Below are 25855 nucleotides of genomic sequence, written 5' to 3'. Positions count from 1 at the left end.
TGTACCTGCGGCGGGCACGGCTGCGGCGGGCCCGGGCCGACCTGCCCGGCGTCGAGGAACGGTCACACAGGGGCCACGCGGTGGGGCCGGATACCGGCGCGGCCACCGTCTACGCCGATACCGATCACTGTGCCGGCCACTTTCCCGTCCGGTACGGGATCAAGTGCCTGGGAACAGCCGTTCGGCCGGGACGCGAAAAGGTCGGATTCTCCTGCCATACGCTGCGTCGCTCAGTTCGTTCCGGTGCTGCGCAATTGGGGTCGGGGCGCTCTCGGTCACCTGGTTGTATGTGCGAGGACGGCGGTGGCGAGTTCCTCGTGCACCTGCGGCGGCAGTGTATGGCCCATGCCGGCGACGATCCGTAGCTGCGCTCCCGGGATCTGCTCGGCGATCATCGCACCGTGACCCGGTTTGACCGGTTCGTGACTGCCTTCGATGACCAGTGTGGATGCCTGGATCCGGGGGAGTGCACCGGCAGGTTCGAAGTCGGGGTGGGCGGCGGCGGCGAGCCGGTGGTTGGTGGCCGCCGAGAGGTTGTGGGCCCGGTCGTGGATCCGTTCCTGTAGTTCGCGTGCGGCTGTCTCGTCGAACGGCAGGCCGGTGCCGTGCAGTACCCGTTGCTCGGCAACCATGCCGTCGATGCGGGTGCGCCGATCCGACGGTGGTGGTGCCGCCATGAGTGTGCGGTAGAAGGTGACGATTTCGGGTGCCGGTTCGGGCAGGCTGCCCGGAGGCTGGGGTTCACCGAGCAGAGCGCGTATGAGTACCCTGCCTTCGCCGCCACCGAGCGGTGAGGAGCCGATGACTGTCAGCGAGCGCACTCGTTGCGGTTGCTTCACTGCGACGAGCTGGGCGAGGAGTCCGCCTGCGGAATGTCCTACCAGGTGGGCGCTTTCGAGGCCGTGGGCGTCCAGGACGCGGTAGACGTCGTGGTGGACGTCGTCCCAGGTGTACGGGTGGGTCGCGAAGTCGACGGTATCCGACATCCCGGTGTCACGGTGGTCGTACCGGATCACCCGGCGGCCTCCGGCGACGAGCCGGTCGATGAACTCATCCGGCCACAGGATGCCCTGCGACATCGACCCCATGATCAGCAGGATCGGCGGATCCGTGGCGGCGCCGAACTCCTCACTCCAGATCTTCACATCACGCATGTTTCCTCTTTCCTGCGCTGCTCTTGTTTCGGTGTTCTGACCTGGGCGGTTCATCGTCGAGCGCGTCTTGCGCCGACCCCGGCAGAGCGCTGGCTACCGCCCGCCGCGCCTGGTGTGGCGGGGCAGTCCTTTCTTGGTGATCGCGGCGCGCGGCGTCGGCCGGGCTGCGAAACGCCGAGGGTTGTTCGGGATGGGGAAGGTGCCGCGTGGTTTTCGCATATCGGATCCGCCTTTCGACGAGGACGGTGGATCCGGCAGGACGGGGGATCACCTCGTGTGCCTGACCGCCTCGTCTGTAGTACTCTGAATGAAGTGATTTGAACTGTAGTACTACAGATGGAGTGGTGTCAAGTGGTCCGCACGAATCCCCAACGCCGCCAGGCGTTACTGGACGCATCGATCGAGGTACTGGCCCGGGAAGGGGCCCGCGGACTGACGTTCCGCGCGGTGGACAAAGAAGCCGAGGTGCCGGCCGGCACCGCCTCCAATTACTTCGCCAACCGCGACGACCTTCTGGTTCAGGCAGGTCATCGGTACTACGAGCGGCTGGTGCCCGACCAATCGGTCATGGTGAAACTGCAGGGACCCCGTTCCCGCGAGACCGTCACCGAACTCATGACCGAAGTCGTCGGACGCGTCACCCGGTTCCGCACCGGTTATCTGGCGTTGCTCGAACTCCGCCTGGAGGCGACCCGGCGGCCCGAGCTCCAAGCCCTGCTCACCGAACGGGTCCGAGCCGATCTGGACTTCAATATCCGCAACCACGTCGACAACGGAATGCCGGGCGACGAGAACACCGTCGTCCTGCTGTTCCTGGCCCTGAACTGGCTCATCCTCGAACGCCTCACCCTGCCGGGGGTCTTCACCGAAGAGCAGGCCGATGAACTGGTCCGCATGGCGGTCGAGCGCGCGATTTCCACTCCTGACCGCGCCTGAGTGGCCGCGGCCGCCATATCGAGTGGCCCGTGGTGCGGTGCCGGTCCGCGCCCTGTCAGCGCCCTTGACTGTTATATGGACACCCGTCTAACTTCGTTTCAGCCGCCGAGAGAAGTGGGCCGGTCGGAACCCGCTCGGGACCCCTCGGCGAGTATGCCCGTACCGCGGATGGCCGGAGCCGGCCGTCCGCCCGACAACGATGATCGAAGGTGCCACGATGAGAAATCCGACCGAGCCACTGCTGGGACAGGTGGCCCTGGTGACGGGCGCTGCCCGCGGGCAGGGCCGCGCGCATGCGGTCCGGCTGGCCGAGCAGGGCGCCGATATCATCGCCATCGATGCGTGTGCGCCGATCTCCGGCACCGTCACCTATCCCGCCGCCACTGCGGAGGATCTCGCGGAGACCGCGCGGCTGGTCGAATCCGCGGGCCGCAAAATCCTCACCCGTGCAGTCGATATCAGGGATCTGGCCGGACTGCAGCAGCTGGTGGCCGACGGTGTTGCCCAGTTCGGCCGCCTCGACGTGCTGATCGCCAATGCTGGCGTGCTGAGCTGGGGCCGGCTGTGGGAGATGAGCGAAGAGCAATGGGACACCGTTGTCGACGTGAATCTCAGTGGTACCTGGCGCACTATCCGGGCCGCGTTGCCGGCGATGATCGAGGCGGGCAACGGTGGATCGGTCGTGATCGTCAGTTCGTCGGCCGGGTTGAAGGCCACACCGGGTAACGGGCATTACGCGGCGTCCAAGCACGGGCTGGTGGCATTGACCAATACGCTGGCGCTGGAGGCGGGTGAATTCGGTATCCGGGTGAACTCGATCCACCCGTACTCGGTGGACACCCCGATGATCCAGCCGGACGATATGATGGCGATGTTCGGCAAACATCCGTCGTTCCTGCACAGTTTCCCGCCGGTGCCGCTGAAGTCGGCCAACGACGGGCAGAGCGGTTTCATGCCGGTCGAGGATGTCGCCGAAGTGGTGGCGTGGCTGGCCGGTCCCGCGTCGGTGGCCATCACCGGGACCCAGGTGCCGGTCGATGCGGGAGCGCTGAAGTACTGAAGCCGGATATGCGGGTGCTGATCACCGGCGCCACCGGATTCGTGGGCGCCTGGACCGCCAAAGCCGTACACGACCGTGGACATCGGGTGCGGTTGCTGGTCCGCGACCCCGCCCGGCTGGCGCCGATCGCGGCGGCACTGGGATTCGACGCCACCGATGTGGTGCGTGGCGATATGACCGACCCGGATCGGGTCGGTGAAGCGCTCGACGGCTGTGACGCGGTGGTGCACGCCGCCGCGGTGGTGGCCCTGCGGGCCGATGCGGCCGAGGAGATGATGCGGGCCAACCTCGCCGGTGCGCGGAATGTGCTCGGGCAGGCAGTCGACCGCGGCATCGATCCGATTGTGTACGTGTCGAGTATGACGGCGCTGTGGCATCCGCGATCCCCGCTGGTGCACGCGGACCTGCCGCCGGCGGGTGGTGACGACGGTTACGCCACCTCCAAGGCGCGGGTGGAGCAGTATGCCAGGGAACTGCAGCAGCAGGGCGCGCCCGTGGTGGTGACCTACCCGAGCTGTATCGTGGGCCCGGCTGCCGGGGGTCAGTTCGGGGAATCCGGTGAAGCCGTCGCTGCCTTCGTTCGCGTCGGTATTCCGGGTCGCGGCGCGGCCTTCACGATCGGTGATGTCCGCGACCTCGCCGAGGCCCATGTCCGGCTGCTCGAACCGGGCCGCGGGCCGCGGCGCTATGTCCTGGGCGGGCATCATGTGAAGGGCGCCGAATTGGCCGGTCTGCTCACCGATATCACCGGTCGGCGGGTGCGCTACTACGGTATCCCCGACGGTGTGCTCGTGGCCGCCGGTAAGCTCGCCGATCGCCTCCGGCCGCTGCTGCCCGCCGGTGTGAGCCAACTCAGCGAGACCTCGATCCGCTATCTCACCGACTCTCCGCCCACCGACGACGGCCCCGCCGAGCGCGATCTCGGCATCACCTTCCGGCCGGTCCGCGAGACTTTGGCGGATATGCTCGCCGATCGCCGCCGACTCCGGTAGAACCGCACCGCCCGGCCCCGGACTCGGCGTCCCGGGCCGGAGCCAGGGTGGTTCGACCGCGCCGATCTCGCCTCGGCACCGCGTCGCCGATCGCGGTGCCGGGCCCGCGCCTGAATGCCTCCTGTTCGGGTCGGTCTGCTGAACAGTGAGCTCGACTGTGGCGCAGCCACGGAGGTCGAAATCCGAGGTGCCCATGTGGTGCCCAGGCGGTGGGGGACCTGTCTACTCACCCGCGCAACTGGGCGCGGCGGTGATCGCGACGGCCCTGACCATCGGAATCCGGGACCACCGGAGCCACTACGCCTTCACCGAGGATCCGCGGGGCGGTGATCGATGAGCACTACGGCCGTGGTGAACGGCTCGCCGTGCGAGGTCGCGCCGCCGAGCTCACAGCTTCGTAGCCGCTTGCCACGCTGTATGGATCGCGCCCTGGATGTAATCGACCTGCGCGGCGTCGCCCACCACGTGCACTTCGGGTACTACCCCCTTCAGCGCTTCGGCCAGTTGTGCCTCCGCGGAAACTTCGGAGGCGACGACGACCATATCCGCCGGAGCGGTCGAGGTTTCGTCCCCGACGGTGAACTCGACGTGCTTCTCGGTGATTCGCTGCACGGTGGCCCGGCGGTGGATCTGCACGCCCGTCTCCTTCGCATGCCGGACGGCGGTCCAGCGCCGCGGCAGCGCCATCGGCACGCCGAGCTGCCCACCTTCTTCGAGCAGGGTCACGGCGCGGCCGCGTTCGGCCAGGAACTCCGAAAGTTCCAGTCCGACAAGCGAGCCGCCGATGACGACGACGTTCTTACCCATCGGCAGGAATGTGCGGGTGACGGTGCGGATCGCGGCCGCGCTCTTCGTGATACCGGACAGTTTGCCGAGTTTCGCGATGGCCCGCAGGGGCAGCGGCGCCTGGGAAACGTCGCCGGAGCCGGTCATCAAGGCGCGTAACGTATCACCGGTGTGGACATGCGGTAGATCGCTGCCGGGAACCGCGGGCCGTCCGCGCACTGCGCCGGTGGCGACGACCACCACGTCCGGTCGCAGCGCCTGGATCGAGGCCGCCGTGGCCTCGGTCTTCAAGCGGATATCGATCTCCGGACGCTGGACCTGTACTTTCAGCCAGTCCAGCAGCATCTGGTTGTCCGGCGTGGTGAGACCGGAGAACCAGAGTGTGCCGCCGAGCCGATCGGATTTGTCCAGTACCGTCACGCGATGCCCGCGTTCGGCGGCCACCCGGGCGGTTTCGAGCCCGCCGGGACCGGCGCCGACGACGACCACATGTTTGCGCGCGGGAGCAGGCGTCAGCGGAAGCAGTTTTTCGTTGCCCAGCGCGGGATTCACCGCGCAGAGGGGTGTGTCGTCCCAGAAGTTCTCCTGGACGCACACATAGCAATTGATACAGGGACGGACCTGTTCCGGTGTCCCCGCCCGGAGCTTGTTCACCAGGTCCGGATCGGCCAGCAGCTGCCGGCCCATGGCCACGAAATCGGTGGTGCCCGCCGCGATCGCCTGCTCGCCGATCTCCGGCAGCACCCGGCCGACGGCGATCACCGGGATCGATACGGCCCGCTTCACCGCGGCCGCGAGGTCTGTGTAGGCGCCGACCTGGTCGGGCAGGGGGCCGTCGGTGAAGTTGGAGAACGGGTTACGACCCCAGCCGGTGACATGGATGGCGTCGGCTCCGGCCGCCTCGAACAGTGCCGCCGCCTGGACGGCCTCTTCGGTGGTCAGCGCGCCTTCCTCGCCGAACTCCCGGCCCGCGACGCGCACCAGGATCGCGAGGGAATCGCCGACCTCCGCCTCGACCGCGCGGATCACCTCCACCGCGAGTCGTGCCCGGTTCTCGAGTGACCCGCCGTATTCGTCGGTGCGTTTGTTGTCCGCCCGGCTCAGGAAAGCGCCGAGTACATAGCCGTGCGCCACGTGGATTTCGACCGCGTCCCCGCCGGCATCGCGCACCCGTCCCGCGGCCTCGGCGAAGCAGCGCACAAGCCAGTCGATATCGTCCTCGGTGGCCTCGTGGTAGGTGGCCTGCTTCCCGCCGGTGACGGCGCCCATCTTCTGGAGCTCGCCGGGGGTGTTGTCGGCGAGCGCGGACAGGTCCGCCGGCCCGGCCGGTGGGGACGGAACCAGCAGTGGCCGGTCCTGGACGGTATCGATCCGGGCGATCTTGCCGTGATGGGTCATCTGCACACACAGCTTGCTGCCGGCGGCGTGGACGGCGTCGGCCAGCGCTTTCAGCCCGGGAACGAATCGGTCCTCGGAGAGCCCGGGTTCCTTGGTGCTCGCACACCCGACCGGGTATGCGACCGCGCAGGCCCCGGTGATGATGAGGCCGGTACCACCGGCCGCGCGGGCGGCGAAATGATCGATATCGCCCTGTTCGATCTCGCCGTCCTCGCACAGATTCATATCCATCGCGGGCAAGACCACGCGGTTGGCCAGCGAAACCGGGCCGATGGTCCCGGGGGCGAGCAGATGCGGGAAGGTCCTGGTGCGGGTCACGAGTAGAAGCTAGACCGTTCGCCGAAGTGGTGAACGCGCTGTTCCCGATCACCGAGACCGGCCCGGCATACACCGGTATCGCGGGAGAGTTGGCGATCTTGTGCCTAGGATCCGTCCGGTGACGATTTCCGAGCAACCATCGCCCCGGGCTCCGCACAGTGCACCGGCCGGCACCGACGGCCCGCGGATTCCTTTGTACGTACCGGAATTCGCGGTGGACCCGCACAGTACCTATCGTGCGATGCGGGAACAGCACGGATCCCTGGTGCCCGTCGATATAGCACCGGGCGTGCCCGCGACGCTGGTGATCGGCTATTACACGGCGCTGCGTATCTACAATGATCCGGATCATTTCCCGGCCGACCCGCGCACCTGGCAGCGCGATATTCCGGCGGATTGCCCGGTGCTGCCGCTCATGCAGTGGCGGCCCAATGCCCGGCGTAACGACGGCAGCGCGCACGCACGGTATCGGCAGGCGATCGTCGCCGGTCTGGGCGAGGTCGACCCGTTCGGCCTGCACGAGACCGTGGAGCGGATCGCCATTCCGTTGATCAACTCCTTCTGCGGCGACGGATCGGCGGACCTGATCAAGCAGTACGCGTTCCCGCTCACCTTCGCCGTGCTGAACGCGATGCTGGGTTGTCCCACCGAGATCGCGCAGCGGGCCGCGACCGGGATGGCCGCCATGTTCGAGGGCGTCGGTGCCGAGGGCGGTGCCGAGTTGCTCATGAAATCGCTGGCGGAACTGATCGAGCTCAAACGCGTTCACCCCGGTGACGATGTGACGACACGGATGATGCGGCACCCGAGCGCATTGACCGAACCTGAGATCGCGAACCAGATCGGAACGATATACGGGGCAGGCATCGAACCACTGCAGAATCTGATCGTCAATGCGTTGCGGTTGATGCTCACCGACGAACAGTTCGGCGACAGCGCGCTCGACGGTAGCCTGTCCACCCGGGACGCGCTGGACGAGGTGCTGTTCAACGACCCGCCGATGGCGAATTTCTGTTTCACCTTCCCGAAGCAGCCGATTCTCATCGACGATGTGTGGTTGCCGGCCCACCAACCGGTGATCATCAGCATGGCCGCCTGCAATACCGATCCGGTGATCGGTTCGAACCGGCACGCGGGTAACCGGGCGCATCTGGCTTTCGGCGGTGGGCCGCATGTGTGCCCGGCCAGTTCGCTGGCCTACCTGATCGCGCAGGACGCCATCGACCAATTGCTCGATGGCCTGCCGGAGATCCGGCTCCGGGTGCCCGCCGACGAGCTGACCTGGCGCACAGGTGCGTTCCATCGGGCGCTGACCGCGCTGCCGGTCGCCTTCCCGCCCTCGCCGCCGCTGTCGCCGGTCTAGCCGTCAGCTCTCGCGTAGCCGGGCGACGTTGCTCAGCCAGTCGTCGACGACCCGGTCGGCGAGGGTCGAATCGGTGCGCAGGAGCCGGGTGAGTTCGATCCCGCGAACGAGTGCCATCAGCGATTCGAACGCTGTCCGGGCGGCTTCGGGGTCGGCGATACCGGCATGCCGTTCGAAATGGTTACGCAGTGCGGATCCCAGCCGTTTCTCGGCAGGTAGCAGTGCCTGGCGTAACTGTGGGTCGGTACGGGACGCGGCCCACAGTTCCAGTGCGGCCTGAAAGGCCGGTCCGGTCATGGCCGACCGGACCGCGTGCACCATCTGCGGCAGGGATTCGGGCCCGTCGCCCAGCCCGGCGACGTGATCGCCGAGAACGGCCAGGCGCCGGTCGGCGATATGGTGGATCGCGGCGACCAGCAACTCCGATTTCGACGCGAAATGATGCAGGAGCGCGCCCCGTGAAACGCCGGCCTCCTCCTGGATCCGCTGTGTGGTCGTGCCCGCGTAGCCGTGATCGACCAGGCACCGGATCGTCGCGTCGAGAAGCGCGGCGTGGGTTTTCGCGTGCTGTTCTCTACGGGACAAGCCGGCGGTGCGCGGCGCCGGTTGCGCGGAACTCTGCGGCGCAGGGCCGGCACCGCGCCCGGTATGCACCGGCTTCCCGGTCACAGGGCGTCGAGCCGGCCGTCGGCGATCTGCTCACGAAGCCGGAACTTCTGGAGCTTGCCCATCGCGTTCACGGGGAAGCTCTCGGCGACGTACCAGGATTTCGGGGTCTTGGGCGGGGCGAGCCGTTCCCGAAGGTAATCCTGCAGCTCGGCCGGTGTGGGGACCGGTCGGGCCGGGTCCGGCCGGACCACCGCGGCCACGCTCTCGCCCCAGCTGCCATCGGGCAGGCCGAGGACGACCGCGTCGATGAGCGCGGGATGCGCGGCCAGGGCCTCCTCGATTTCCCGCGGATAGATATTCTCCCCACCGCGGATGATCATATCTTTGAGCCGGCCGGTGACGCGGACGTAGCCGCGGGCGTCCATCGTCCCGAGGTCGCCGGTGTGCAGCCGGCCCTCGGCATCGATCGTCTGCGCCGTTTCGGCGGGCATCCCGAGGTATTCGATCATTTGCTGGTATCCGCGGGCACAGATCTCGCCCTCGACCCCGAGCGGCTGCACCGCACCGGTTTCGGGATCGCGCACGGATACCTCGACTCCGGGAAGGGGGCGGCCCGCCGTGAACAGGTTGTCGTCGCGGTTGTCGGCCGGACTCGTCTGGCAGATCACCGGCCCGAGTTCGGTCTGGCCGTACACCGCGCTCATCGCGGCGCCGCAGGTGTGCGCCCAGCCGTCGATCAGCGCGGGCGGGACGGCATCGCCACCGGACATCACGACCCGCAGCGCGCGGAGATCGAATTCGGCGAGTCCGGGATGGGCGAGCAGGGCGTGCAGCATGGCGGGCACGCCACCGTAGATCTCGGCGCGGTGATCCTGGATCGCCGCCAGCATCGTCGCCGGGTCGAATATTTCGGCGAGAACCAGCGTGGCCCGCTGATACACCGATCCCAGCGCGGCCAGACCGCACCCGGCGGTGTGGAAGAGCGGTAGCGCGGTGGCGAAGGTCGCTCCCGGGGCCGCGCCGCAGCGGTCGCGGACGAACGCGGCATTGGTCACCATCGACCGGTGCGCCAGTACTGCCGGTTTCGCGCGGCCGGTGGTGCCGGAGGTGAACTGGATCTGGGTGGCCGAACGCGGGTCGACATCCGGTAACTGCGTGCGCTTCTCGGTGCCGCGGATATCGTCGAGCCAGCCGTCGAAGGACACGGCGGCGCGTACCGCGGGGACAGCGGGCAGCACGGTGTGGATCTGGGCCGCCATATCTGTGCCGCGGAAACTGTCGGCGTAGAAGACGCCGGCCGCACGGGACCGGTCGAGTGCGTATTCGAGTTCGGGTCCGCGCAGGGCAGGGTTGGTCGTGACGAGCACCAGGCCGGCGAGCGCGGCGCCGTACTGGAGCACGAGCCATTCGGGGACGTTCGGTGCCCACACCGCGATATGTTCGCCCGGCCGGAACCGGCCGAGCAACCAGGCCGCCGCGCGTTCGGCATCGTCGTGCAACTGCGCGTAGGTCCAGGTGCGGGCGCTGCGTTGCGGAGCGACCGATACCAGCGCGAGCTGCTCCGGCGCCGCGGCGGCTGCCTGCCGGAGCAGTTCACCCACGGTGAGCTCGAGTACTTGCCGACTGCTGTCGACGGGCCACACGGATTCGGTGAGCGCGGTCATCGCCGCTGCTCCGCCCGCCGTTCCAGTTCCTGTTTCATTCGCTCGATATCGTCGTCGGCCGGGATATCGCCGCCGCCGTCCGGGATGAACCGGCCCGTATCGCGCCACTTGACGGCGGCGTCGAATCCGTGTTGCTGGGCGAAATCGACGAACCACCGGCCTTCGGGGGAGTGGCGGGTGATGCCGTCGAAGAGGATCGCGAGGTTCTGCGTTGTTTGCAGGCCCATATTGTCGTAGGCCTGGTTGATCATCATCTTCTGCATGACCAGCTGGTTGGTGGGAACCCCGGCCATCCGGTCGACGAGTTCTTCGACCGCGGTATCGAGCCCGGCCGCCGGGACGGCGTCGATGACCAGCCCCCATTCCCGGGCCCGGATCCCGTCGATGGTGTCGCCGGTGAGCAGCATCCGCTTCGCGCGTTCGGCGCCGAGACGATAGACCCACATCGCCGTGGTGGGGCAGCCCCATACCCGGGCAGGCATATAGCCGATCCGTGCGTCTTCCGCCATGACGACGAGGTCGCAGGACAGCGCGATATCACTGCCACCCGCGACGGCGTAGCCGTGCACTTTCGCGACGGTGGGTTTGGCCGACCGCCACAGCGAGAAGAAATGGTCGGTGTTGGTTTTCATCATCCGGAAATCCTTGATCGGATCCCAGACCGCGCCCTGGTGTTCTTCGCCGCCCTCGGCGTAGAGCTTCAAATCGTAGCCTGCGCAGAAGGCGCGGCCCGCTCCCTGGACCACGATGACGCGCACCGAATCGTCGGCGTTCGCCGCGGCGACGGCATCACCGATTTCGCGGGCCATCTCGCCGGTGATCGCGTTGAGCCGTTCGGGCCGGTTCAAGGTGAGGTAGGCGCGATGGTCGCGGACTTCGTAGGCGACCGTGTTCCCGGCGAAAGTCATTTCGGCGTTCCAATCTCGGCGGCGAAGGTACCGAGAACGGTTTCACAGTCCGATTGGACTGTCAACGGGTGCCCGGTTCATCGGCCGGGCCGGGTCACCGGCACATCCTCGGCGAAGTCGGCCACGAGTTCGCGCCGGGAGAACAACCAGATGCCGCCCTGGTACTCGAAGGTGTCCTGATAGCGCAGTGCGATCCGGTTGTCCCGATGGTCGTCACCGCGTGCGTAGATGTGGTGCGCCGTGCAGTAGGTCTCGCCGTACGCGCGGCCTGCCGCATCGCTCTCGGTCACCTGCTGTTCGACGACGTGCCGGGTCGCCACCAGATGAGACACCGCACCCACCACCGACTGTGCCACTGTCGCGCTACCGCGTAGTTCGGCCGGTGACCCCGTCTTCCTCAGTTCGGGCGGCAGGACGAACACCACCTCGGAGGTACACAGGGCGGCGACTGCCGCGATGTCCCGGCGGTCGACGGCTTGTGCATAGCGGGCCGCGAGCGTGATCAGGGCAAGACGGTCGGCAGGGTCCATCGTTGTATCTCAGCTCGGATCGGCACCGGAGCCCAGGGGGTCTCTCGCTGGGTGAGACTTCGGTGGCCGTGCCGCCGCGAGTACCGCAGGCTGCCCACGAAAGAGGAGGCATGCCTATGGGTACGTTGACCGGCCGGGCCGCAGTTGTCACCGGCGCCGGGGTAGGTGTCGGGCGCGGTATCGCGGGTGCTCTGGCCCGGGAGGGCGCGGATGTGCTGGTCGCCGAGATCGATGCGGCGGCCGGTGCGGATACCGCGACGTGGCTGACCGAGACATGGGGTGTGCGGGCGCAATTCGTGCGCACCGATGTCACCGAGCAGCACCAGGTCGAGGCAATGGTGGACGCGGCGGTATCCGAGTACGGCCGGCTGGACATCCTGGTCAACAATGCGTGGCGCGGAACGGGATACGCCCGGCTGGAGAAAACGGCCCCCGAGGTGATGTCCGCCGGATTCGATATGGCGGTGATGGCCGCGTTCTGGGCCATGCAGCGCGCCTATCCGGCGCTGGCGGAACACGGAACCGGCCGGGTCGTGAACCTGGCCAGCCTCAACGGCGTCAACGCCCATATGTATTCGGTGGCCTACAACGCGGCCAAGGAAGCGCTGCGAGCGCTGACCCGCACGGCGGCGCGCGAATGGGCGCCGAAACAGGTGTGCTGCAATGTGATCTGCCCGGGCGCGCGCAGCGCGGCCTACCAGCGGATGGCCGACGCCAACCCGGAGATGGCGGCCTCGATCGATGCGGCGAACCCGATGGGCCGCGTCGGTGATCCCCTCGACGATATCGGCCCGGTCGTCGCCTTTCTCGCCGGCGACGGTGCGCGCTACCTCACCGGCAACACCCTGTTCGTCGACGGCGGCGCACATATCAACGGCGTGCAATGGGCGCCGCAGGTCGACTGAACTCCGGTCGTCGGAGCCGCGCCGCGTGTGCCGGACGCAGCGCACCATGAGCGTGACGAACCGTGCATCGGCGATCGCGGCGGTGTTCGGTGCTCGAAGTCGAATCCCCCGGGCCGGTCCGGCGCGCGCTTTCCACTGGCTGAGACCTCCCAGGGCGGGCGGGTGACGGACTTGGATAGCGTCGGGTCGGCACATGCGGCACTGCCGGAGACGTGTGGCACGGGATATGCGGGCAGGAGTTGAGTTGGAACACGCGACCATTGCGGGGATGCTGCTCGACCGTCTCGGTGATTCGCACCTCGGAGTGCGGACCCGGGAGCGGGATTGGACGTGGGACGAAACGGTGCGCGAAAGCGCCGCCCGCGGTGCGCTGGCCACGGCGTTGCGGGTCGACGGACCGTTCCATATCGGGGTGCTGCTCGAGAACACCCCCGAATATCTGTTCTGGCTCGGCGGGGCCGCATTGAGCGGCGCGGTGATCGTCGGTATCAACCCCACCCGGCGCGGCGCCGAACTCGAGGCCGAGATCCGCTACGTCGACTGCCAGCTGATCGTGACCGATACCGCCGGGATGGCGCAGCTGCGTGACCTGGACCTCGGGCTGGACGAGGATCGTTTCGTCCTCGTCGATGCGCCCTCGTACGCTGATCGGGTCCGTGCGCACCGGCTGGACGAGCCGGTCGCGGCACCAGTGGTGGACGAAACAACCCTGTTCCTGCTGTTGTTCACCTCCGGCACCACCGGTACCTCGAAAGCGGTGCGCTGCAGCCAGGGCCGGTTGGCCCGGCTCGCATATGCGAACAACGAGAAATACGGGCACGTCCGCGAGGACGTCGACTACTGCTGTATGCCGTTGTTCCACGGAAATGCGCTGATGGCGCTGTGGGCGCCGGCGCTGTCCAACGGGGCCACCGTCTGCCTGACACCGAAATTCTCCGCTTCGGGATTTCTTCCGGATGTGCGGTTCTTCGGCGCCACATTCTTCACCTATGTCGGCAAGGCACTGAGCTACCTGATGGCCACCCCGGAACAGCCCGACGATATCGACAACACCCTGGTTCGGGGGTTCGGCACCGAAGCATCACCCGAGGACAAGGCCGAGTTCGCCCGCCGGTTCGGGGCCGAACTGTTCGAGGGCTACGGCTCCTCGGAGGGGGCGGGATCGGTGAAGGCCGATCCGGAAGCCCCCGAAGGCGCCATGGGCCGTCCCGCGCACGCCGATATCGCCGTCGTGAACCCGGACACCCGCGAGGAATGTGCCCGCGCGGAGCTCGACCGGTTCGGCCGGGTGCTGAACCCGGACGAGGCGATCGGCGAAATGGTCGACAAGGGTGGCGCGAAACGGTTCGAGGGGTACTACAAGAACGAGGCCGCGGTGGCCGAGCGGATCCGGCACGGCTGGTACTGGACCGGCGACCTCGGCTATATCGACGAGGCCGGGTTCATCTACTTCGCCGGCCGCAAAGGCGACTGGATCCGCGTCGACGGCGAGAACATCTCTGCGCTCACGATCGAACGGATTCTGCGGCGGCACCCGAAGATCATCGCGACGGGTGTGTACGCGGTCCCCGACCCGCGTTCGGGGGATCAGGTGATGGCCGCGATCGAGGTCGCGCAGATATCGGATTTCGACCCCGCCGGATTCGCGAATTTCCTTGCTGCCCAGGATGATCTGGGAACCAAGGCGGCGCCGCGATTCGTGCGGGTATCGGTGAACCTGCCGGTGACCGGGTCGAACAAGGTGCTCAAACGCGAACTGCAGGCGCAGTTGTGGCGGGTCGGCGACCCCGTGTACCACCGGGTGGGGCGCGGTGCATTGACCTACGAACTGCTGACCGAGCCCGGTAAACAGGCACTCGAACAGGAATTCCATACCTACGGCCGTGCCCGGTTCCTACCGGACCCCGGGGTTTCGCGTCGGTGACGGCAGGTCGGTTGTGCTCGTGTAGCGAAGGAGACAGGGAATGAAGCTCGGGGTCGTGATCCCGGTCGAACTGGGGACGAGCGGGGAACCGGAGGAGATCTTGCGGTTCGCCCGGGCCGCGGAATCGTTCGGGTTCGACGAGATCTCCGCCGTGGAGCATTCGGTGGTCATCGCCGATACCGAGAGCGAATACCCCTACTCGCCGACCGGCAAATCCCACCTACCCGACGATTGCGATATCCCGGACCCCGTGGAGTTGCTGTCGTTCGTCGCCGGGGCCACCACCACTCTCGGCCTGTCGACCGGCGTATTGGTACTGCCCAACCACAACCCGGTGGTGCTGGCCAAACGCCTCGCCACCCTCGACCGGCTCTCCGGTGGCCGCCTGCGCATATGCCTCGGCCTCGGTTGGATGCGGGAGGAAATCGAGGCCTGCGGCGGCCGGTTCGACCGCCGGGGCAAGATCGCCGACGAAGCCATCGCGGTCATGCGGGCCCTGTGGGCCGGTCACGACCGTGTGGATTTCCGCGGCGAATACTTCTCGTTCACCGGTGCCTACAGCCGTCCGAAACCTTTCCGGGACACCGACGTTCCGTTGTATATCGGCGGCCACAGCCTGGCGGCCGCTCGCCGGGCAGGTCGGCTGGGCGACGGGTTCCAGCCCCTGGGATTGGCCGGCGCCGACCTGGATACGGCGATCGGCGCCATGCGTGCAGCGGCAGTTGCGGCCGACCGCGATCCCGAGGGGATCTCGCTGGTCCTCGGGGCCACCTTGCCGCGCCTGGACGAGGCCAAGCTCGATCGGTCCCGCGCACTCGGCGCCGACCGCCTCGTACTGTCGGCATCCCGCCACGCCACCTCCATGGATCTCGTGATCGACGAAATGGCGGAGTGCGCGAAGCGTTTGGGTCGCTGACCGCCCGGACTACGGGCGGACGACGATCTTTCCCACATGCCGGCGGGTGCTGAATTCCTCTTGTGCCCGGTGGATATCGGTGAGGTCGTAGGCGGCCGCGATCGGCGGTCGCAGAGTCCCGCGTCGGGCCTCGGCCAGGACCGGGGCGGCGGTGACCCGGATTCGTGCGCGGCCTTCATCAGCCACAAGGTCGGATAGAAGCTGGTCCCGAAGGACAGATCCAGCATGTCCTGGGTGGTCTCCAGCAGCGGCGCCTGCCGGGAAGCGTGCGCATTGTCGACCACGATATCGAGTTTGCCGAATGCCTCGATCGCCGCTTTCACGATCGCCGCCGCATTCGCCTCTTTCGAGATATCGGCGTTCAGGAACTGGCCGGATCCCGTGAGCTCGGTCTCGAGTGCTTTGCCCGCATCGTCGTCGATATCGACGAAAAGAACCTGCGCGCCTTTTTTGGTGAAGGCCCGGACGATCCCACGCCCGATACCGCCCGCACCTCCGGTCACGATCGCGACTTTTCCGGTCAGCCTCATCGCACTCCTTCCGATCCGGTCGTTCGATGCACGCGCGGTCCGGCCGGCGAGGGCCGGGTTCTGTGCAGCCTATGCGAGCGCCGGCCCTGTCCGGCTGCACGCCGTTGCGGGCGTGTACCGCGCTTCTGGGTGTGGACGGATCGAGATTCCCCCGGCGCACTGGGCGACGCACGTTCCGCGGTGCAACCTGGACGGGCTTCCCCAGGTGATATGCGCGCTATCTCGTCGGCTCCGCACCAGTCTGCCGGGCTACTGCAACGGAGGTGTTGCCGGAAACGCCCGCACGGGAATCCCACCGTGCGGAATCCGCGCCCTGCCGCCGACGTCCTGCGTGTTACACGTGTGACCTCGGGAGTCATGGCAAACGTGACAACCACAGGGAAGGCGCTGCCGTGGTGACAGTCGGCAACTCCGATCCGACCGGGGTGTATCAGGAGGAAGTAATGAACGATTTCACGGGCCGGGTCGCGCTGGTCACCGGCGCGGCACGGGGTCAGGGCCGAGCGCATGCCGTTGCACTGGCCGAACGCGGCGCCGATGTGGTGATCTGTGACCGTTGCGAGGACGTGCCGGCGGTTGTTTATCCGATGGGGCGCAAGGACGAACTCGCGGAGACCAAGGCCCTCGTCGAAGCGACGGGCCGGCGGTGCATTGCCGAACAAGCCGACACCGCAGACCAGGCGGCCGTACAGGCACTGGTGGCTCGGGCCGAATCGGAATTCGGCCGGATCGACATCGCGATCGCCAATGCGGGTGTGTCGGCGGGTGCGCCGATTCAGGAGGCTCTCGACGGCCACTGGGCCGAGGTGATCGGAACGAATCTGACGGGAGTCTTCCATACCGTCGCCGCCGTCGCGCCCGGCATGATCACGCGGGGCTACGGCCGGATCATCACCATCAGTTCCATGCTCGGTCGCGGTGCCGCTCCGGGACAGGCCGCCTACTGTGCCTCGAAATGGGGGGTCGTCGGGATGACGAAAAGCGTTGCGCTCGACCTCGCCCCGCACGGCGTGACGGCGAACGTGATCGCGCCCGGAAACATCGCGACACCCATGGCGCAGAACGAGGCGTTGTATCGGAAGATGCGGCCGGACCTGGAATCTCCGACACTCGCCGACGCCGAGCCGGTCTTCGCGACGCTGCACGCGCAGCCGGTGCCCTTCCTCGAACCGTTCGAGGTGACCCGGGCGGTACTGTATCTGGCGGACGAGGCGAGCGCGCATATCACCGGCACCGTGATGCCGGTCGATGCGGGAGCGGCGGCCCGCGCCACCGCCTGACCCGGGCGGTAGGAAGCGGCCGGTATCGATCCGGTGATACCGGCCGGCGGCAGGTGAAAAGGGGCTCGTGCAGCAGCTGCGTACGGATTACGCGACGGTGCCGGCCGGCGGCGCCGACGCCAGCGGTATCCGAGCGGCTCCGGGCCGGAGGCCCGTGTCCCGCAAGGAGGCGTAGAGACCGCACCGTCCCTGTCCCACGACTTCGATTTCACCGATCCCGACCTGCTCGCCGCTCGGCTGCCGATCGAGGAATGGGCCGAACTGCGCCGCGCCGCGCCCGTCTGGTGGGTCGATCAGCCCAACGGCGTGGCCGTCCGGCCCGGTGTTAGCCTCGGATTGTGCCCCACGGCGATGTGTTGCTGACCTTCGGACTGGCTTCGCTGGTCCTGATCGTGATCCCCGGGCCCAGTGTGCTGTTCGTGATCGGCCGGTCGCTGGCACTGGGACGTAAAGGCGGGCTGCTCAGCGTGCTGGGTAACGAGGCCGGAGGTCTGGTGCCGATTTTCCTGGTCGCCGGCGGAGTGGGGTCGATCGTGGCGACATCGATCGTCTTGTTCACCGTCGTCAAAGTGTTCGGCGCACTGTATCTGGCCTACTTGGGGGTCCAGGCTATCCGTCATCGCCGAGATCGGATCGACACACCCGGTGCCGGCGATACTGCGGCGCTCTCTCCGTGGCGGGTGTTCGGCGAGGGCTTCGTGGTGGGGGCGACGAATCCGAAGACGATCGTTTTCTTCGTCGCCGTCCTGCCCCAGTTCGTCGATTTCCACGCGGGCGGTGTTCCGCTGCAGATGGTGGTGCTCGGAGGGGTTTTCACCGCGGTCGCCTTCGCCTGCGACAGCGTATGGGCGTTGCTGGCCGGTGCCGCGCGGGGCTGGTTCGCCGGATCGCCCCGGCGGCTGTCCATGGCGAGCGCATCGGGCGGCGCGATGATGGTCGGACTCGGCGGCACCCTGCTGTTCGCCCGACAACCGGCAATAGCGAGTCGCTCGGTCCCGGTGCACCCGGCGCCTCAAACCTGTGTGAGGCCGCCGTCGACGGGCAGTTCGGCACCGGTGATGTAGCCGGAGTCCGCCGATGCGAGAAACAATGCCGTCGTAGCGACGTCGGCTTCGGTGCCCAGGCGGCCGGCGGGAATCGCCGCCAGGGCCTGAGTTTTGAACTGCGGGGGCAAGGTCTCGAACGAGGGGGTGCGGATTGCGCCGGGGCTGAGGACATTGACGCGGATGCGCCGTTCTTTCAGGTCGGTGGTCCATGTGCGGGCGAATGATCGCAGTGCGGCTTTGCTTGCGGCATAGACCGTGCTCCCGGGGCTGCCCTGGACCGCCGCTGCCGATCCGTTGAGGATGATCGCGGCGCCGTCGGTCATCAGGGGCAGTAGCTTCTGCACGGTGAAGAAGGTGCCTCGGACGTTGACGTCGAAGACTTCGTCGAAGGACTTCTCCGTCACCGCGCCCAATGGTTCGTCGAAAGTGTGACTGCCGGCGCTCGCGAACAACACGTCGACCCGGCCGCTTCGCTCGGTGACGGCCTCGACCAGACGGTCGAGGTCCTCGAGATTGCTCACATCGCCCTGTACGCCGGTCGCATTGCGGCCGATCGCGGCGACGGCCTCCGCCAATGTGTCTCTGCGCCGCCCAGTGATGACGACGTGCGCGCCTTCCTCGGCGAACAGCCGCGCGGTTGTCAATGCCATTCCGACCGTGCCGCCGGTGATCACCGCTGTCTTGCCGTCGAGCTTGGGCATGGTGAGGCCTTTCCGAGTGCCGATGATGTGAGGGTCTCGGACGTGAGGCTAGCACCAAGGTGAGGCCCCCCTCGACTTATAGTGAGGGGGGCCTCGACTTTGGTAGGGTCCTGTGTCATGTCGGCCGTGGAACCCACTTCGTCGTCCCGCCGGGACGCGCGTCTCAATCGCGAGCTGCTGATCGCACATGCCAGGACTGCCTTCGTCGAACACGGTGCGATGGCCTCGCTCGAAGGGATCGCGCGAAGTGCCGGTCTCGCGATCGGAACCCTCTACCGGCATTTCCCTCGCCGCATAGACTTGCTGGTGGCCGTCTACGGAGCGCTTCTGCAGAGGTTCCTCGACGATATCGAGGCCGGGATGAGCTCGGCCGACCCGTGGGACAGGTTCTGCGTCTTCCTGCACGTGTTGTGTTCGGCTCAAGTGGGCGATCGTGGTTTCTGCGATTTCGTTTCGCAGCGTTTCCCCGATGACGACCGCACCGAAGCTCTGCACAACCGCCTCTGTGGACTCGCCGAACGTGTTCTTGTCCAAGGCCAGGAAGCGGGCGTTGTGCGCCCGGATGTCACCACCGCCGACCTTGTCATGCTGCTCTGGGCGAGTAGCAGGATCGCCGAGGTCACCGGCGATATCGCGCCCGGGGCGTGGCGGCGAAACCTGGATTTGGCGCTCGCCGGCTTCCGTGTTGCCGACGGGCACGATTTTCCGGAACCGCCGCTCGACGATGAGCAGCTCTATCGCGTGATGGCCCGCCTGAAGGGGTAGTACTCGGGGCATCACGACATGCCACGAGTGGTGGGCCTGCAGCGCCGCCACCCTGCCGTTCTTCCTCCCGACCGGGTGACGCGATGGTCAGCCGGGTATCGGCACGGGTGCGAACCGGCTCACCGGTTTCGGCAGACCGAGATGGTCACGCAGCGTGGTGCCCGTGTACTCGGTGCGGAACAGGCCGCGGTCCCGCAGGATCGGCACCACTGTTTCGGTGAAGATCTCCAGCCCGCCGGGGTAGTAGGGCGGCATCACATTGAAACCGTCGGCAGCGCCCGAGGTGAACCATTCCTCCATGGTGTCGGCCACCTGTTCCGGGGTTCCGGCGAATACGCGATGCCCGCGGGCGCCTGCGAGACGGTGCAGCAGGCCACGCAGAGTGGGGCTGTCGCGGCGCACGATTCCGGCCACGACCTGGCGGCGGCTCGCGGTGTTGTCGGTGACATCGCCGGCATCGGCGAACAAGCCGGCCGGTACCGGTTCGTCGAGCGGCAACCGGCGCAGAGATTCACCGGCCAGCCCTTCCAGCTGGTCGAGACCGTATTCGGGCACGGTGAGCGCGTTGAACTCGCGTTCGAGCTGTTTCGCCTCGGTTTCGGTGCCCGCGATGAACGGGCTGAGGCCGGGCAGGACCTTCACATGGTCGGGGTCGCGGCCGAATTCGGCTGCGCGGCGTTTGATATCGGTGTAGAAGGCCTGGGCATCACCGAGCCGCTGATGTGCGGTGAAGATCGCCTCGGCGTGGCGGCCGGCGAAGGCGCGGCCGTCGTTCGAGGCACCGGCCTGGACGAGCACCGGATAGCCCTGCGGGGTGCGGGCGGCGGTGAACGGGCCACGCACCCGCAGATGTTCTCCCTCGAAATGGATCGGATGGATCTTGTCCGGGTCGGCATAGCGGCCGGCGGCGCGGTCCAGCAGGATGGCGTCGTCCTCCCAGCTGTCCCACAGTGCCGTCACCGCATCGACGAATTCGCGGGCCCGCGCGTAGCGTTCGGTGTGGTCGGGATGGTGGTCGAGACCGAAATTGGCGGCGGCCAGATCGGTTCCGGTGGTGACGATATTCCAGCCCGCCCGGCCGCCGGAGATATGGTCCAGCGAGGAGAAGAGCCGGGCCAGGTTGTAGGGCTCGTAATAGGTGGTGGACGCCGTCGCGATCAGCCCGATCCGGCTGGTGGCCGCGGCTATCGCGGTGAGCAGCGTGATCGGCTCCAGGCCGGGCGCGGCGTTGTAGGCGACACTGGTCCGCAGGGCGGGCCCGTCGGCGAAGAAGATCGCATCGAACGCCGCGGCTTCGGCGGTTCGTGCGATCTCCTGGTAGTAGCGCACATCGTAGATCCGGTCCGGGCGGCTGAGGGGATGCCGCCAGGCGGCCTCGTGATGGCCTGCGGGATAGATGAACGCGTTGAGAGCGAGCTGACGTCGCCCGGCAGGGGAGGGATGAGGCATAGCCGCATTAGAGCAATGCCGGCGCCGCCCGGGGAACGGTAATTCGCGCGCTGATCCGAACCCTGGAGGTCCGGCTTTTCCTGGCAGAAGAAGATATCCGGCCGGGAACGGGCCGCCGCGTCGGCGCTCACCACGGTCGATCCGGCGACCCCGCCGAGGTCTGCGGCAGGCAGCCTGCGACGAGCACACGCCTGCCCGAACGGTATCGGCGACGGCCTCGATGGTTCCGTTACGCCTCGAGGTAGCTGACGATTCCGCCGATGAGGGCGTCGAGGGCGTCGTCGAGGTCGCCGTAGGTGCCCAGGGTGCGTTCGGAGGTGATTCCGCGCATTGCGGCGGGGATGAGGGCGGCCACCTTGCGTATCTTGACCGGGTCGAGGTCCAGGTCGGCGAAGGCCTTGTGGCAAGCGGTGTCCCAGTGCGGTTTCCACGAGGCGAGCTCGGCGGCGGTGAGGGGGAAATCGCGTTCGAGTTCGGTGTGGTCGCGGGGGAGGGCCGCGCGCAGGGTTTCGATCGCCAGGGATTCCCGGCTGCGCAGGCCGCGGGCCATGGCGGTGATCATGGCGGCGACTCGCTCGTGCAGGGTGCCGTCCGGTTTGATGCCGGCGGGCAGATCACCGCGTTTGTCCGCGGTGCGTCGCAGGACCGCTGCCCAGAGGCCGTCGATATCGCCGAACTGGTATTTGATCACGCCCCAGGTCGCGCCGATATCGCGGGCGATGCGGTTACCGGAGACGGCGGCGGGATCGCCGGTGGCCAGCGAGGCGATCGCGGCCTCGAGCATGCTCTCCCGAGACTGGATTCCACGCCTGTTGGCGCGCCGTTCTCCTGCCGCCGTTTCCGTCACGAGCAGCGATTCTACCGGCGCCGATCGATATTCCCGAGTTTCACAAAGGCCTCTTGTATTCTTTCGTAGAGGGTTCTACCATCGGTGGGCGCGGGGCCGGATCGGCCGATCCGGGCAGCTCACGAAGGCGTGGAGGGTGCAGATGGCGAAACCGCCGCTGTCGATGGAGCCGACGGGCTGGTTCCAGGTGGCCTGGCGCAATGAGATCACCACCGGTGCGGTGCACAAGATGAAGTACTTCGGCCGCGAGATGGTGGCCTGGCGTTCGGCATCCGGCCGGGTCGCGGTATTCGACGCCTACTGTGAACACCTCGGCGCCCACCTCGGATACGGCGGCCGGGTGGAGGGCGAGAACCTGGTATGCCCCTTCCACGGGTGGGAGTGGAACCGCGAGGGACGCAACGTCTGCATCCCGTACGAGAGCCATCCGAACAAGGGCCGCCGGATCCGCACCTACCCGGTGGTGGAACGCAACGAAGCGGTGTGGATCTGGTTCGACACCGAGGGTCGTCCACCGTATTTCGAGGTGCCGGATATGTTCACCGCGTTCGGTGACGGCCACACCGCCGCCGACTACTACCCGCCGGTCCCCGCGGCGACTCTGTTCCGGACGGGGCTGGAGATGCATCCCCAGTACGTCATGGAGAACGGGGTAGATTTCGCGCATTTCAAGTTCGTGCACAAGACCCCGTTCGTCCCGGAGTTCACCCGGCACGATTTCTCCGGCCCTGTCTCCTACGTCGATTTCACCATCGCCTTCGACGAATCGGTGGCCGCGGACCAGGTCAACAGCGGAGTCGAATCGATCAACGCGGGGCTGGGATGTTCGATCACCAAGAGCTGGGGCATGGTCGACAACCGCACCATGCCGGCGGTGACACCGGTGGACGAGTACACCTCTGATGTCCGCTTCACGGTGTGGATCGGCCGGAAACCGGGAGATGATTCCCCGGAGATCGGCCGGTACGGGAAGACGATGGCGGATTTCGTCATCGAGCAGTTCGAGGCAGATATCGAAATCTGGTCACACCAGCGTTATTCGGATCCGCCCGCGTTGTCTCGCAAGGAGTATCAGGGGTTCACGGCGCTACGGGAATGGGCGCGGCAGTTCTACCCCGGCGGCGGTCCGGCCGGCGCGGATCCGCACCGGCAGTACAGCGGTGCCGTCCGGTCCGCGGACGACTCCTCGTAACCAGCCCGCTCGAAGAATCACCCTCGCCAGACCGAAAGGCCCCCTATGAGCACCGACAAGATCCGGGTATTCCAGGTAGCGACCGGCAATCTCGGCACCGAGATGATCGGGCGGATCCGCAACCATCCCGACCTCGAACTCGTCGGGCTGCACTGCTACACCCCGGAGAAGATCGGCCGCGACGCCGGCGAGATCGTGGGTATGGAACCGATCGGTGTGACCGCTACCGGAACGGTCGAGGAGATCATCGCCGCCGGTCCCGATGTGCTCACGTTCCACGGTGTCTTCCCGGACGAAGACCTCTACGAGAAGGTTCTCGAAGCAGGTATCAATGTGGTGACCACGGCGGACTGGATTACCGGCTACCACCGCGACACCAACCACCCGCACCCCTCCGGCCGCAAGGTCAGCGAGGTCATCGCCGCCGCCTGCGAGCGCGGTAACGCGACGTTCTACGGCACCGGGATGAACCCGGGCCTGGCCCAGATCCTCGGGATCGTGCACAGTGCCGATGTCGCCGAGATCGAAAACGTCACTGTCACAGAGTCGGTCGACGTCTCCTGCCATCATTCCGTCGATACCTGGAAGGCCGTCGGCTACGGCCGCCCGGTCGACGATCCGACGATTCCGGAATCGCTGCACAAATACACCGCGGTATTCGCCGATTCGGTGTATCTCATGGCCGATGCCTTCGGCCTGGAACTCGACGAGGTCACCTTCGGTTACGAACTGGGCGCCTGCACCGAAGATGTCGATCTCGGCTGGTACTTCTTGCCCAAGGGGTCGCTCGGCGCCAACTACATCAAGTACCAGGGCCTCGTCGACGGCATACCACGGGTGGAATCACATCTCGAATGGCAGATGACCCCGCATACCGACCCCGCCTGGAAGATCAAGGGCTGCTACATCACCCAGATCACCGGTGACCCCAGTATCTACAGCAAACATATGGTCTTCCCCCGCAAGGGCGTCGACCTGTCCGACCCCGCCAGTTTCGCCTCCATCGGCATGACCGTCACCGGTATGCCCGCACTGCACTCGCTGCGGTCCGTGGTCGCGGCCCGGCCGGGCATCATCACCAGTGCGGACCTGCCGCTGCGCAGCTTTGCCGGGCGGTTCAAACTCTGACGCCGATCATGTCCGCCGGTGTTCCTGCCGGTGTGCGTCTCAGCGGTGCCTGCGATCCGGCCGGCCGAGCCGGGCGGTAATGCCGTGCGGTGACGCCGGAGAACCCGCCACCGTTGTGATTCTCGCTGAGCGGGAGTGGCGATGGTCTCTTTTACGGCGGCGGCTTACGGTCGACATCGAATCGCCCGGAATGCACCGGTCCCCTGAAGCGGTCTGCACCGCCGGGGGCCGGTGCCCGCACCGGTCGAGACACACGGTTGCCGACCGCTACGCGGCGACCGGTCCGTGCTGTTGCTCCGGCCTCGGAATCGGCCGGCCCAGGAACAGCCGGCCGGTGGCCGCGAACCTCCGCATACGGCGCGTATATCCGCGCCGGGCGGCTCAGCGGAGGAAGAAGAAGGGAACGTCATGACCGCAACCCACCCCTTATAGCCGAGTAGTTGCGGTGTTCTCCCCACCGCCCGGAATTCCGGGCGGTGGCATGACGCCACGCCCTGAGAATCGGCGTGGCGATACCGCCGCATTCATTGCACCGATCGCCGAATGAATCCGTTCGGCTGACCGGAACCACTTCGCCGTCCCGGGGTTCGTGCTGTCCGGGAAATCGACGTGCTCATTGTTCGAACGATCGGCGCGATATTCGGCGTAGTGGCCTGTCCATATTCTTCCGGCGATATTCCGGAAACAGTGCCGGTATCGGCATGTCCGCTTTCGATCGAGATGAGGGTCAACAGATGAAAGCAAACGTCCCCCGCCACCCATATGCCCGAGGGATGCGCCTGGGTGGAGTGAGTGCGGTATTCGCGGCCGTCGGAATGCTGGCCGCCGGCCACGCCACGGCCGATACCTTCGTACCGCTACCCGACGGCCACCAGGCCGCCCCCGGGGCGACGATCAGCCGGACGGCCGAACATGCCGTGATCTCCCCGTCGATGGCCGCCAACGGTGTCGGACGGGTGGTGTGGGTTTCCGGCACCGTCACCGCCGACGTCACCCATACGCCGACCGTCGAACGCCCGGGGCCCTATTCGACGCCGGCGGATATGCCGGGCACGAACAATTCCTCGACCCACGGCGCTTCACAGGTGAACACCGGCTATATCGTCGGCTGTCAGGTCAGCATCGGCGACAGCGCGATCTCCGCGGGGCTTTCCGGAAATGTCAGCACCAACGGTGGCGGGCTGAGCGGTTCGGCCGGTATCCAGCTCGGCCCGGGTGAGGTCGAATTCGTCCGGGTCGGTTTCAAGGATATTCTCCGGCCCGGTGTCTACAGTGTCGGTTACCGGGATTTCGAAATAGAGATCCAGGGTTGCGGCGGTTACGCGCAGGCCCGGGCCTACACGGTCGTGGAAATCATCGGCGACCACTATTCGAAGACCACTCTCTACGGGGCGCCGTTCAGTATCGGATGAGCACGGTCCGATTGCCGACCGCTCGCCTATCGACAATTCACG

23 protein-coding genes and 1 pseudogene are annotated in these 25855 nt (G+C 67.0%); 13 read left to right on the top strand and 11 right to left on the bottom strand.

Translation table 11 applies throughout. From position 1 onward, the window contains the following. Nucleotides 1-275 precede the first annotated feature (275 nt). The gene (locus tag NFL01S_RS32945) at nucleotides 276-1154 is read right to left on the bottom strand and encodes an alpha/beta fold hydrolase (RefSeq protein ID WP_062980239.1); all 879 of its coding nucleotides are present in this window, start codon (nucleotides 1152-1154) and stop codon (nucleotides 276-278) included. A 351-nt stretch (nucleotides 1155-1505) separates the two neighbouring features. On the opposite strand from NFL01S_RS32945, the gene NFL01S_RS32940 reads away from it, so the two are divergent. From NFL01S_RS32940 to NFL01S_RS32930, 3 genes are all read left to right on the top strand, one after another. Then, nucleotides 1506-2090 (top strand): TetR/AcrR family transcriptional regulator, encoded by a 585-nt coding sequence (locus NFL01S_RS32940; RefSeq protein WP_062980238.1) that lies wholly within the window; start codon nucleotides 1506-1508, stop codon nucleotides 2088-2090. A gap of 217 nt (nucleotides 2091-2307) precedes the next feature. Then, nucleotides 2308-3150 carry a mycofactocin-coupled SDR family oxidoreductase gene (locus tag NFL01S_RS32935; RefSeq protein WP_062980264.1) on the top strand — a complete coding sequence of 281 codons (843 nt, stop codon included), beginning with the start codon at nucleotides 2308-2310 and terminating at the stop codon, nucleotides 3148-3150. Nucleotides 3151-3158: 8 nt separating this feature from the next. After that, a complete protein-coding gene (locus tag NFL01S_RS32930; protein WP_062980237.1) occupies nucleotides 3159-4142 on the top strand; it encodes an SDR family NAD(P)-dependent oxidoreductase in 984 nt (327 codons plus the stop codon). Nucleotides 4143-4529: 387 nt separating this feature from the next. On the opposite strand, the gene NFL01S_RS32925 is transcribed toward NFL01S_RS32930, so the two are convergent. Next, nucleotides 4530-6644: an oxidoreductase gene (locus NFL01S_RS32925; RefSeq protein ID WP_062980236.1), complete on the bottom strand. Its 2115-nt coding sequence runs from the start codon at nucleotides 6642-6644 to the stop codon at nucleotides 4530-4532. 124 nt (nucleotides 6645-6768) lie between these two features. Here NFL01S_RS32925 and NFL01S_RS32920 point away from each other — a divergent pair, with 124 nt between their 5' ends. After that, nucleotides 6769-8007: a cytochrome P450 family protein gene (locus NFL01S_RS32920; protein ID WP_062980263.1), complete on the top strand. Its 1239-nt coding sequence runs from the start codon at nucleotides 6769-6771 to the stop codon at nucleotides 8005-8007. Between the two features lie 3 nt (nucleotides 8008-8010). On the opposite strand, the gene NFL01S_RS32915 is transcribed toward NFL01S_RS32920, so the two are convergent. The 4 genes from NFL01S_RS32915 to NFL01S_RS32900 all read right to left on the bottom strand — a co-directional run bounded on the left by NFL01S_RS32915 (nucleotide 8011) and on the right by NFL01S_RS32900 (nucleotide 11718). Next, nucleotides 8011-8661: a TetR/AcrR family transcriptional regulator gene (locus NFL01S_RS32915; RefSeq protein ID WP_245670995.1), complete on the bottom strand. Its 651-nt coding sequence runs from the start codon at nucleotides 8659-8661 to the stop codon at nucleotides 8011-8013. Nucleotides 8662-8672: 11 nt separating this feature from the next. Further along, nucleotides 8673-10280 (bottom strand): class I adenylate-forming enzyme family protein, encoded by a 1608-nt coding sequence (locus tag NFL01S_RS32910; protein WP_062980235.1) that lies wholly within the window; start codon nucleotides 10278-10280, stop codon nucleotides 8673-8675. Beyond that, complete coding sequence (locus NFL01S_RS32905) at nucleotides 10277-11188, bottom strand: crotonase/enoyl-CoA hydratase family protein (protein WP_062980234.1); 912 nt, start codon at nucleotides 11186-11188, stop codon at nucleotides 10277-10279. Before NFL01S_RS32905 ends, NFL01S_RS32910 begins: the two co-directional genes overlap by 4 nt. Before the next feature lie 77 nt (nucleotides 11189-11265). Then, nucleotides 11266-11718 carry a nuclear transport factor 2 family protein gene (locus NFL01S_RS32900; RefSeq protein WP_062980233.1) on the bottom strand — a complete coding sequence of 151 codons (453 nt, stop codon included), beginning with the start codon at nucleotides 11716-11718 and terminating at the stop codon, nucleotides 11266-11268. A gap of 116 nt (nucleotides 11719-11834) precedes the next feature. Between NFL01S_RS32900 and NFL01S_RS32895 the strand changes: the two genes are divergently transcribed. From NFL01S_RS32895 to NFL01S_RS32885, 3 genes are all read left to right on the top strand, one after another. Next, complete coding sequence (locus tag NFL01S_RS32895; RefSeq protein WP_062980232.1) at nucleotides 11835-12623, top strand: SDR family NAD(P)-dependent oxidoreductase; 789 nt, start codon at nucleotides 11835-11837, stop codon at nucleotides 12621-12623. A gap of 226 nt (nucleotides 12624-12849) precedes the next feature. Further along, a complete protein-coding gene (gene casI, locus NFL01S_RS32890) occupies nucleotides 12850-14547 on the top strand; it encodes a steroid-22-oyl-CoA synthetase (RefSeq protein WP_062980231.1) in 1698 nt (565 codons plus the stop codon). Between the two features lie 40 nt (nucleotides 14548-14587). Further along, entirely contained in the window at nucleotides 14588-15463 is an 876-nt protein-coding gene (locus NFL01S_RS32885) for an LLM class F420-dependent oxidoreductase (protein ID WP_062980230.1), read from the top strand. A gap of 9 nt (nucleotides 15464-15472) precedes the next feature. Here NFL01S_RS32885 and NFL01S_RS35985 read toward each other — a convergent pair whose 3' ends face one another. Both NFL01S_RS35985 and NFL01S_RS35040 read right to left on the bottom strand, forming a co-directional pair. Beyond that, entirely contained in the window at nucleotides 15473-15649 is a 177-nt protein-coding gene (locus NFL01S_RS35985; protein WP_157117255.1) for a zinc-binding dehydrogenase, read from the bottom strand. Continuing rightward, nucleotides 15628-15993 (bottom strand): annotated as a pseudogene (locus NFL01S_RS35040) (SDR family NAD(P)-dependent oxidoreductase); the annotation flags it as partial. The pseudogene NFL01S_RS35040 and the gene NFL01S_RS35985, both read right to left, overlap by 22 nt. A 443-nt stretch (nucleotides 15994-16436) precedes the next feature. On the opposite strand from NFL01S_RS35040, the gene NFL01S_RS32880 reads away from it, so the two are divergent. Together NFL01S_RS32880 and NFL01S_RS32875 are read left to right on the top strand one after the other, a co-directional pair. Beyond that, nucleotides 16437-17273 (top strand): mycofactocin-coupled SDR family oxidoreductase, encoded by an 837-nt coding sequence (locus NFL01S_RS32880; RefSeq protein ID WP_062980229.1) that lies wholly within the window; start codon nucleotides 16437-16439, stop codon nucleotides 17271-17273. Between the two features lie 338 nt (nucleotides 17274-17611). Next, nucleotides 17612-18337 (top strand): LysE family translocator, encoded by a 726-nt coding sequence (locus NFL01S_RS32875; RefSeq protein WP_063916127.1) that lies wholly within the window; start codon nucleotides 17612-17614, stop codon nucleotides 18335-18337. On the opposite strand, the gene NFL01S_RS32870 is transcribed toward NFL01S_RS32875, so the two are convergent. Beyond that, nucleotides 18286-19020, bottom strand: a complete 735-nt coding sequence (locus NFL01S_RS32870; RefSeq protein WP_062980228.1) for an SDR family NAD(P)-dependent oxidoreductase — start codon at nucleotides 19018-19020, stop codon at nucleotides 18286-18288. The genes NFL01S_RS32875 and NFL01S_RS32870 overlap by 52 nt on opposite strands. Nucleotides 19021-19137: 117 nt before the next feature. Between NFL01S_RS32870 and NFL01S_RS32865 the strand changes: the two genes are divergently transcribed. After that, nucleotides 19138-19785 (top strand): TetR/AcrR family transcriptional regulator, encoded by a 648-nt coding sequence (locus tag NFL01S_RS32865; protein WP_062980227.1) that lies wholly within the window; start codon nucleotides 19138-19140, stop codon nucleotides 19783-19785. Nucleotides 19786-19872: 87 nt separating this feature from the next. On the opposite strand, the gene NFL01S_RS32860 is transcribed toward NFL01S_RS32865, so the two are convergent. Together NFL01S_RS32860 and NFL01S_RS32855 are read right to left on the bottom strand one after the other, a co-directional pair. Then, a complete protein-coding gene (locus NFL01S_RS32860; RefSeq protein ID WP_062980226.1) occupies nucleotides 19873-21234 on the bottom strand; it encodes an LLM class flavin-dependent oxidoreductase in 1362 nt (453 codons plus the stop codon). Between the two features lie 229 nt (nucleotides 21235-21463). Then, on the bottom strand, nucleotides 21464-22081 hold the full coding sequence (locus NFL01S_RS32855) for a TetR/AcrR family transcriptional regulator (RefSeq protein ID WP_084493454.1): 618 nt from the start codon (nucleotides 22079-22081) through the stop codon (nucleotides 21464-21466). Between the two features lie 142 nt (nucleotides 22082-22223). On the opposite strand from NFL01S_RS32855, the gene NFL01S_RS32850 reads away from it, so the two are divergent. From NFL01S_RS32850 to NFL01S_RS32840, 3 genes are all read left to right on the top strand, one after another. Continuing rightward, nucleotides 22224-23273, top strand: a complete 1050-nt coding sequence (locus NFL01S_RS32850) for a Rieske 2Fe-2S domain-containing protein (RefSeq protein ID WP_062980224.1) — start codon at nucleotides 22224-22226, stop codon at nucleotides 23271-23273. Nucleotides 23274-23318: 45 nt separating this feature from the next. After that, nucleotides 23319-24401 carry an NAD(P)H-dependent amine dehydrogenase family protein gene (locus tag NFL01S_RS32845; protein WP_062980223.1) on the top strand — a complete coding sequence of 361 codons (1083 nt, stop codon included), beginning with the start codon at nucleotides 23319-23321 and terminating at the stop codon, nucleotides 24399-24401. A gap of 734 nt (nucleotides 24402-25135) precedes the next feature. Beyond that, nucleotides 25136-25813 (top strand): MspA family porin, encoded by a 678-nt coding sequence (locus NFL01S_RS32840; RefSeq protein WP_062980222.1) that lies wholly within the window; start codon nucleotides 25136-25138, stop codon nucleotides 25811-25813. The last annotated feature ends 42 nt before the right edge of the window (nucleotides 25814-25855 follow it).

It is taken from the genome of Nocardia flavorosea NBRC 108225, from assembly GCF_001613385.1.
Lineage (GTDB): Bacteria > Actinomycetota > Actinomycetes > Mycobacteriales > Mycobacteriaceae > Nocardia > Nocardia flavorosea.
The sequence above is the reverse complement of the archived record's forward strand: the minus strand, read 5'-3'. Positions and strand labels throughout refer to the sequence as shown.

Excerpts from the sequence above, each read along its gene's own strand:
- NFL01S_RS32945 (WP_062980239.1), bottom strand. The coding sequence starts at position 1,154 with ATGCGTGATGTGAAGATCTGGAGTGAGGAGTTCGGCGCCGCCACGGAT.
- NFL01S_RS32935 (WP_062980264.1), top strand. The coding sequence starts at position 2,308 with ATGAGAAATCCGACCGAGCCACTGCTGGGACAGGTGGCCCTGGTGACG.
- NFL01S_RS32930 (WP_062980237.1), top strand. The coding sequence starts at position 3,159 with ATGCGGGTGCTGATCACCGGCGCCACCGGATTCGTGGGCGCCTGGACC.
- NFL01S_RS32910 (WP_062980235.1), bottom strand. The coding sequence starts at position 10,280 with ATGACCGCGCTCACCGAATCCGTGTGGCCCGTCGACAGCAGTCGGCAA.
- NFL01S_RS32905 (WP_062980234.1), bottom strand. The coding sequence starts at position 11,188 with ATGACTTTCGCCGGGAACACGGTCGCCTACGAAGTCCGCGACCATCGC.
- NFL01S_RS32900 (WP_062980233.1), bottom strand. The coding sequence starts at position 11,718 with ATGGACCCTGCCGACCGTCTTGCCCTGATCACGCTCGCGGCCCGCTAT.
- NFL01S_RS32895 (WP_062980232.1), top strand. The coding sequence starts at position 11,835 with ATGGGTACGTTGACCGGCCGGGCCGCAGTTGTCACCGGCGCCGGGGTA.
- casI (WP_062980231.1), top strand. The coding sequence starts at position 12,850 with ATGCGGGCAGGAGTTGAGTTGGAACACGCGACCATTGCGGGGATGCTG.
- NFL01S_RS32885 (WP_062980230.1), top strand. The coding sequence starts at position 14,588 with ATGAAGCTCGGGGTCGTGATCCCGGTCGAACTGGGGACGAGCGGGGAA.
- NFL01S_RS32880 (WP_062980229.1), top strand. The coding sequence starts at position 16,437 with ATGAACGATTTCACGGGCCGGGTCGCGCTGGTCACCGGCGCGGCACGG.
- NFL01S_RS32870 (WP_062980228.1), bottom strand. The coding sequence starts at position 19,020 with ATGCCCAAGCTCGACGGCAAGACAGCGGTGATCACCGGCGGCACGGTC.
- NFL01S_RS32865 (WP_062980227.1), top strand. The coding sequence starts at position 19,138 with ATGTCGGCCGTGGAACCCACTTCGTCGTCCCGCCGGGACGCGCGTCTC.
- NFL01S_RS32860 (WP_062980226.1), bottom strand. The coding sequence starts at position 21,234 with ATGCCTCATCCCTCCCCTGCCGGGCGACGTCAGCTCGCTCTCAACGCG.
- NFL01S_RS32850 (WP_062980224.1), top strand. The coding sequence starts at position 22,224 with ATGGCGAAACCGCCGCTGTCGATGGAGCCGACGGGCTGGTTCCAGGTG.
- NFL01S_RS32845 (WP_062980223.1), top strand. The coding sequence starts at position 23,319 with ATGAGCACCGACAAGATCCGGGTATTCCAGGTAGCGACCGGCAATCTC.
- NFL01S_RS32840 (WP_062980222.1), top strand. The coding sequence starts at position 25,136 with ATGAAAGCAAACGTCCCCCGCCACCCATATGCCCGAGGGATGCGCCTG.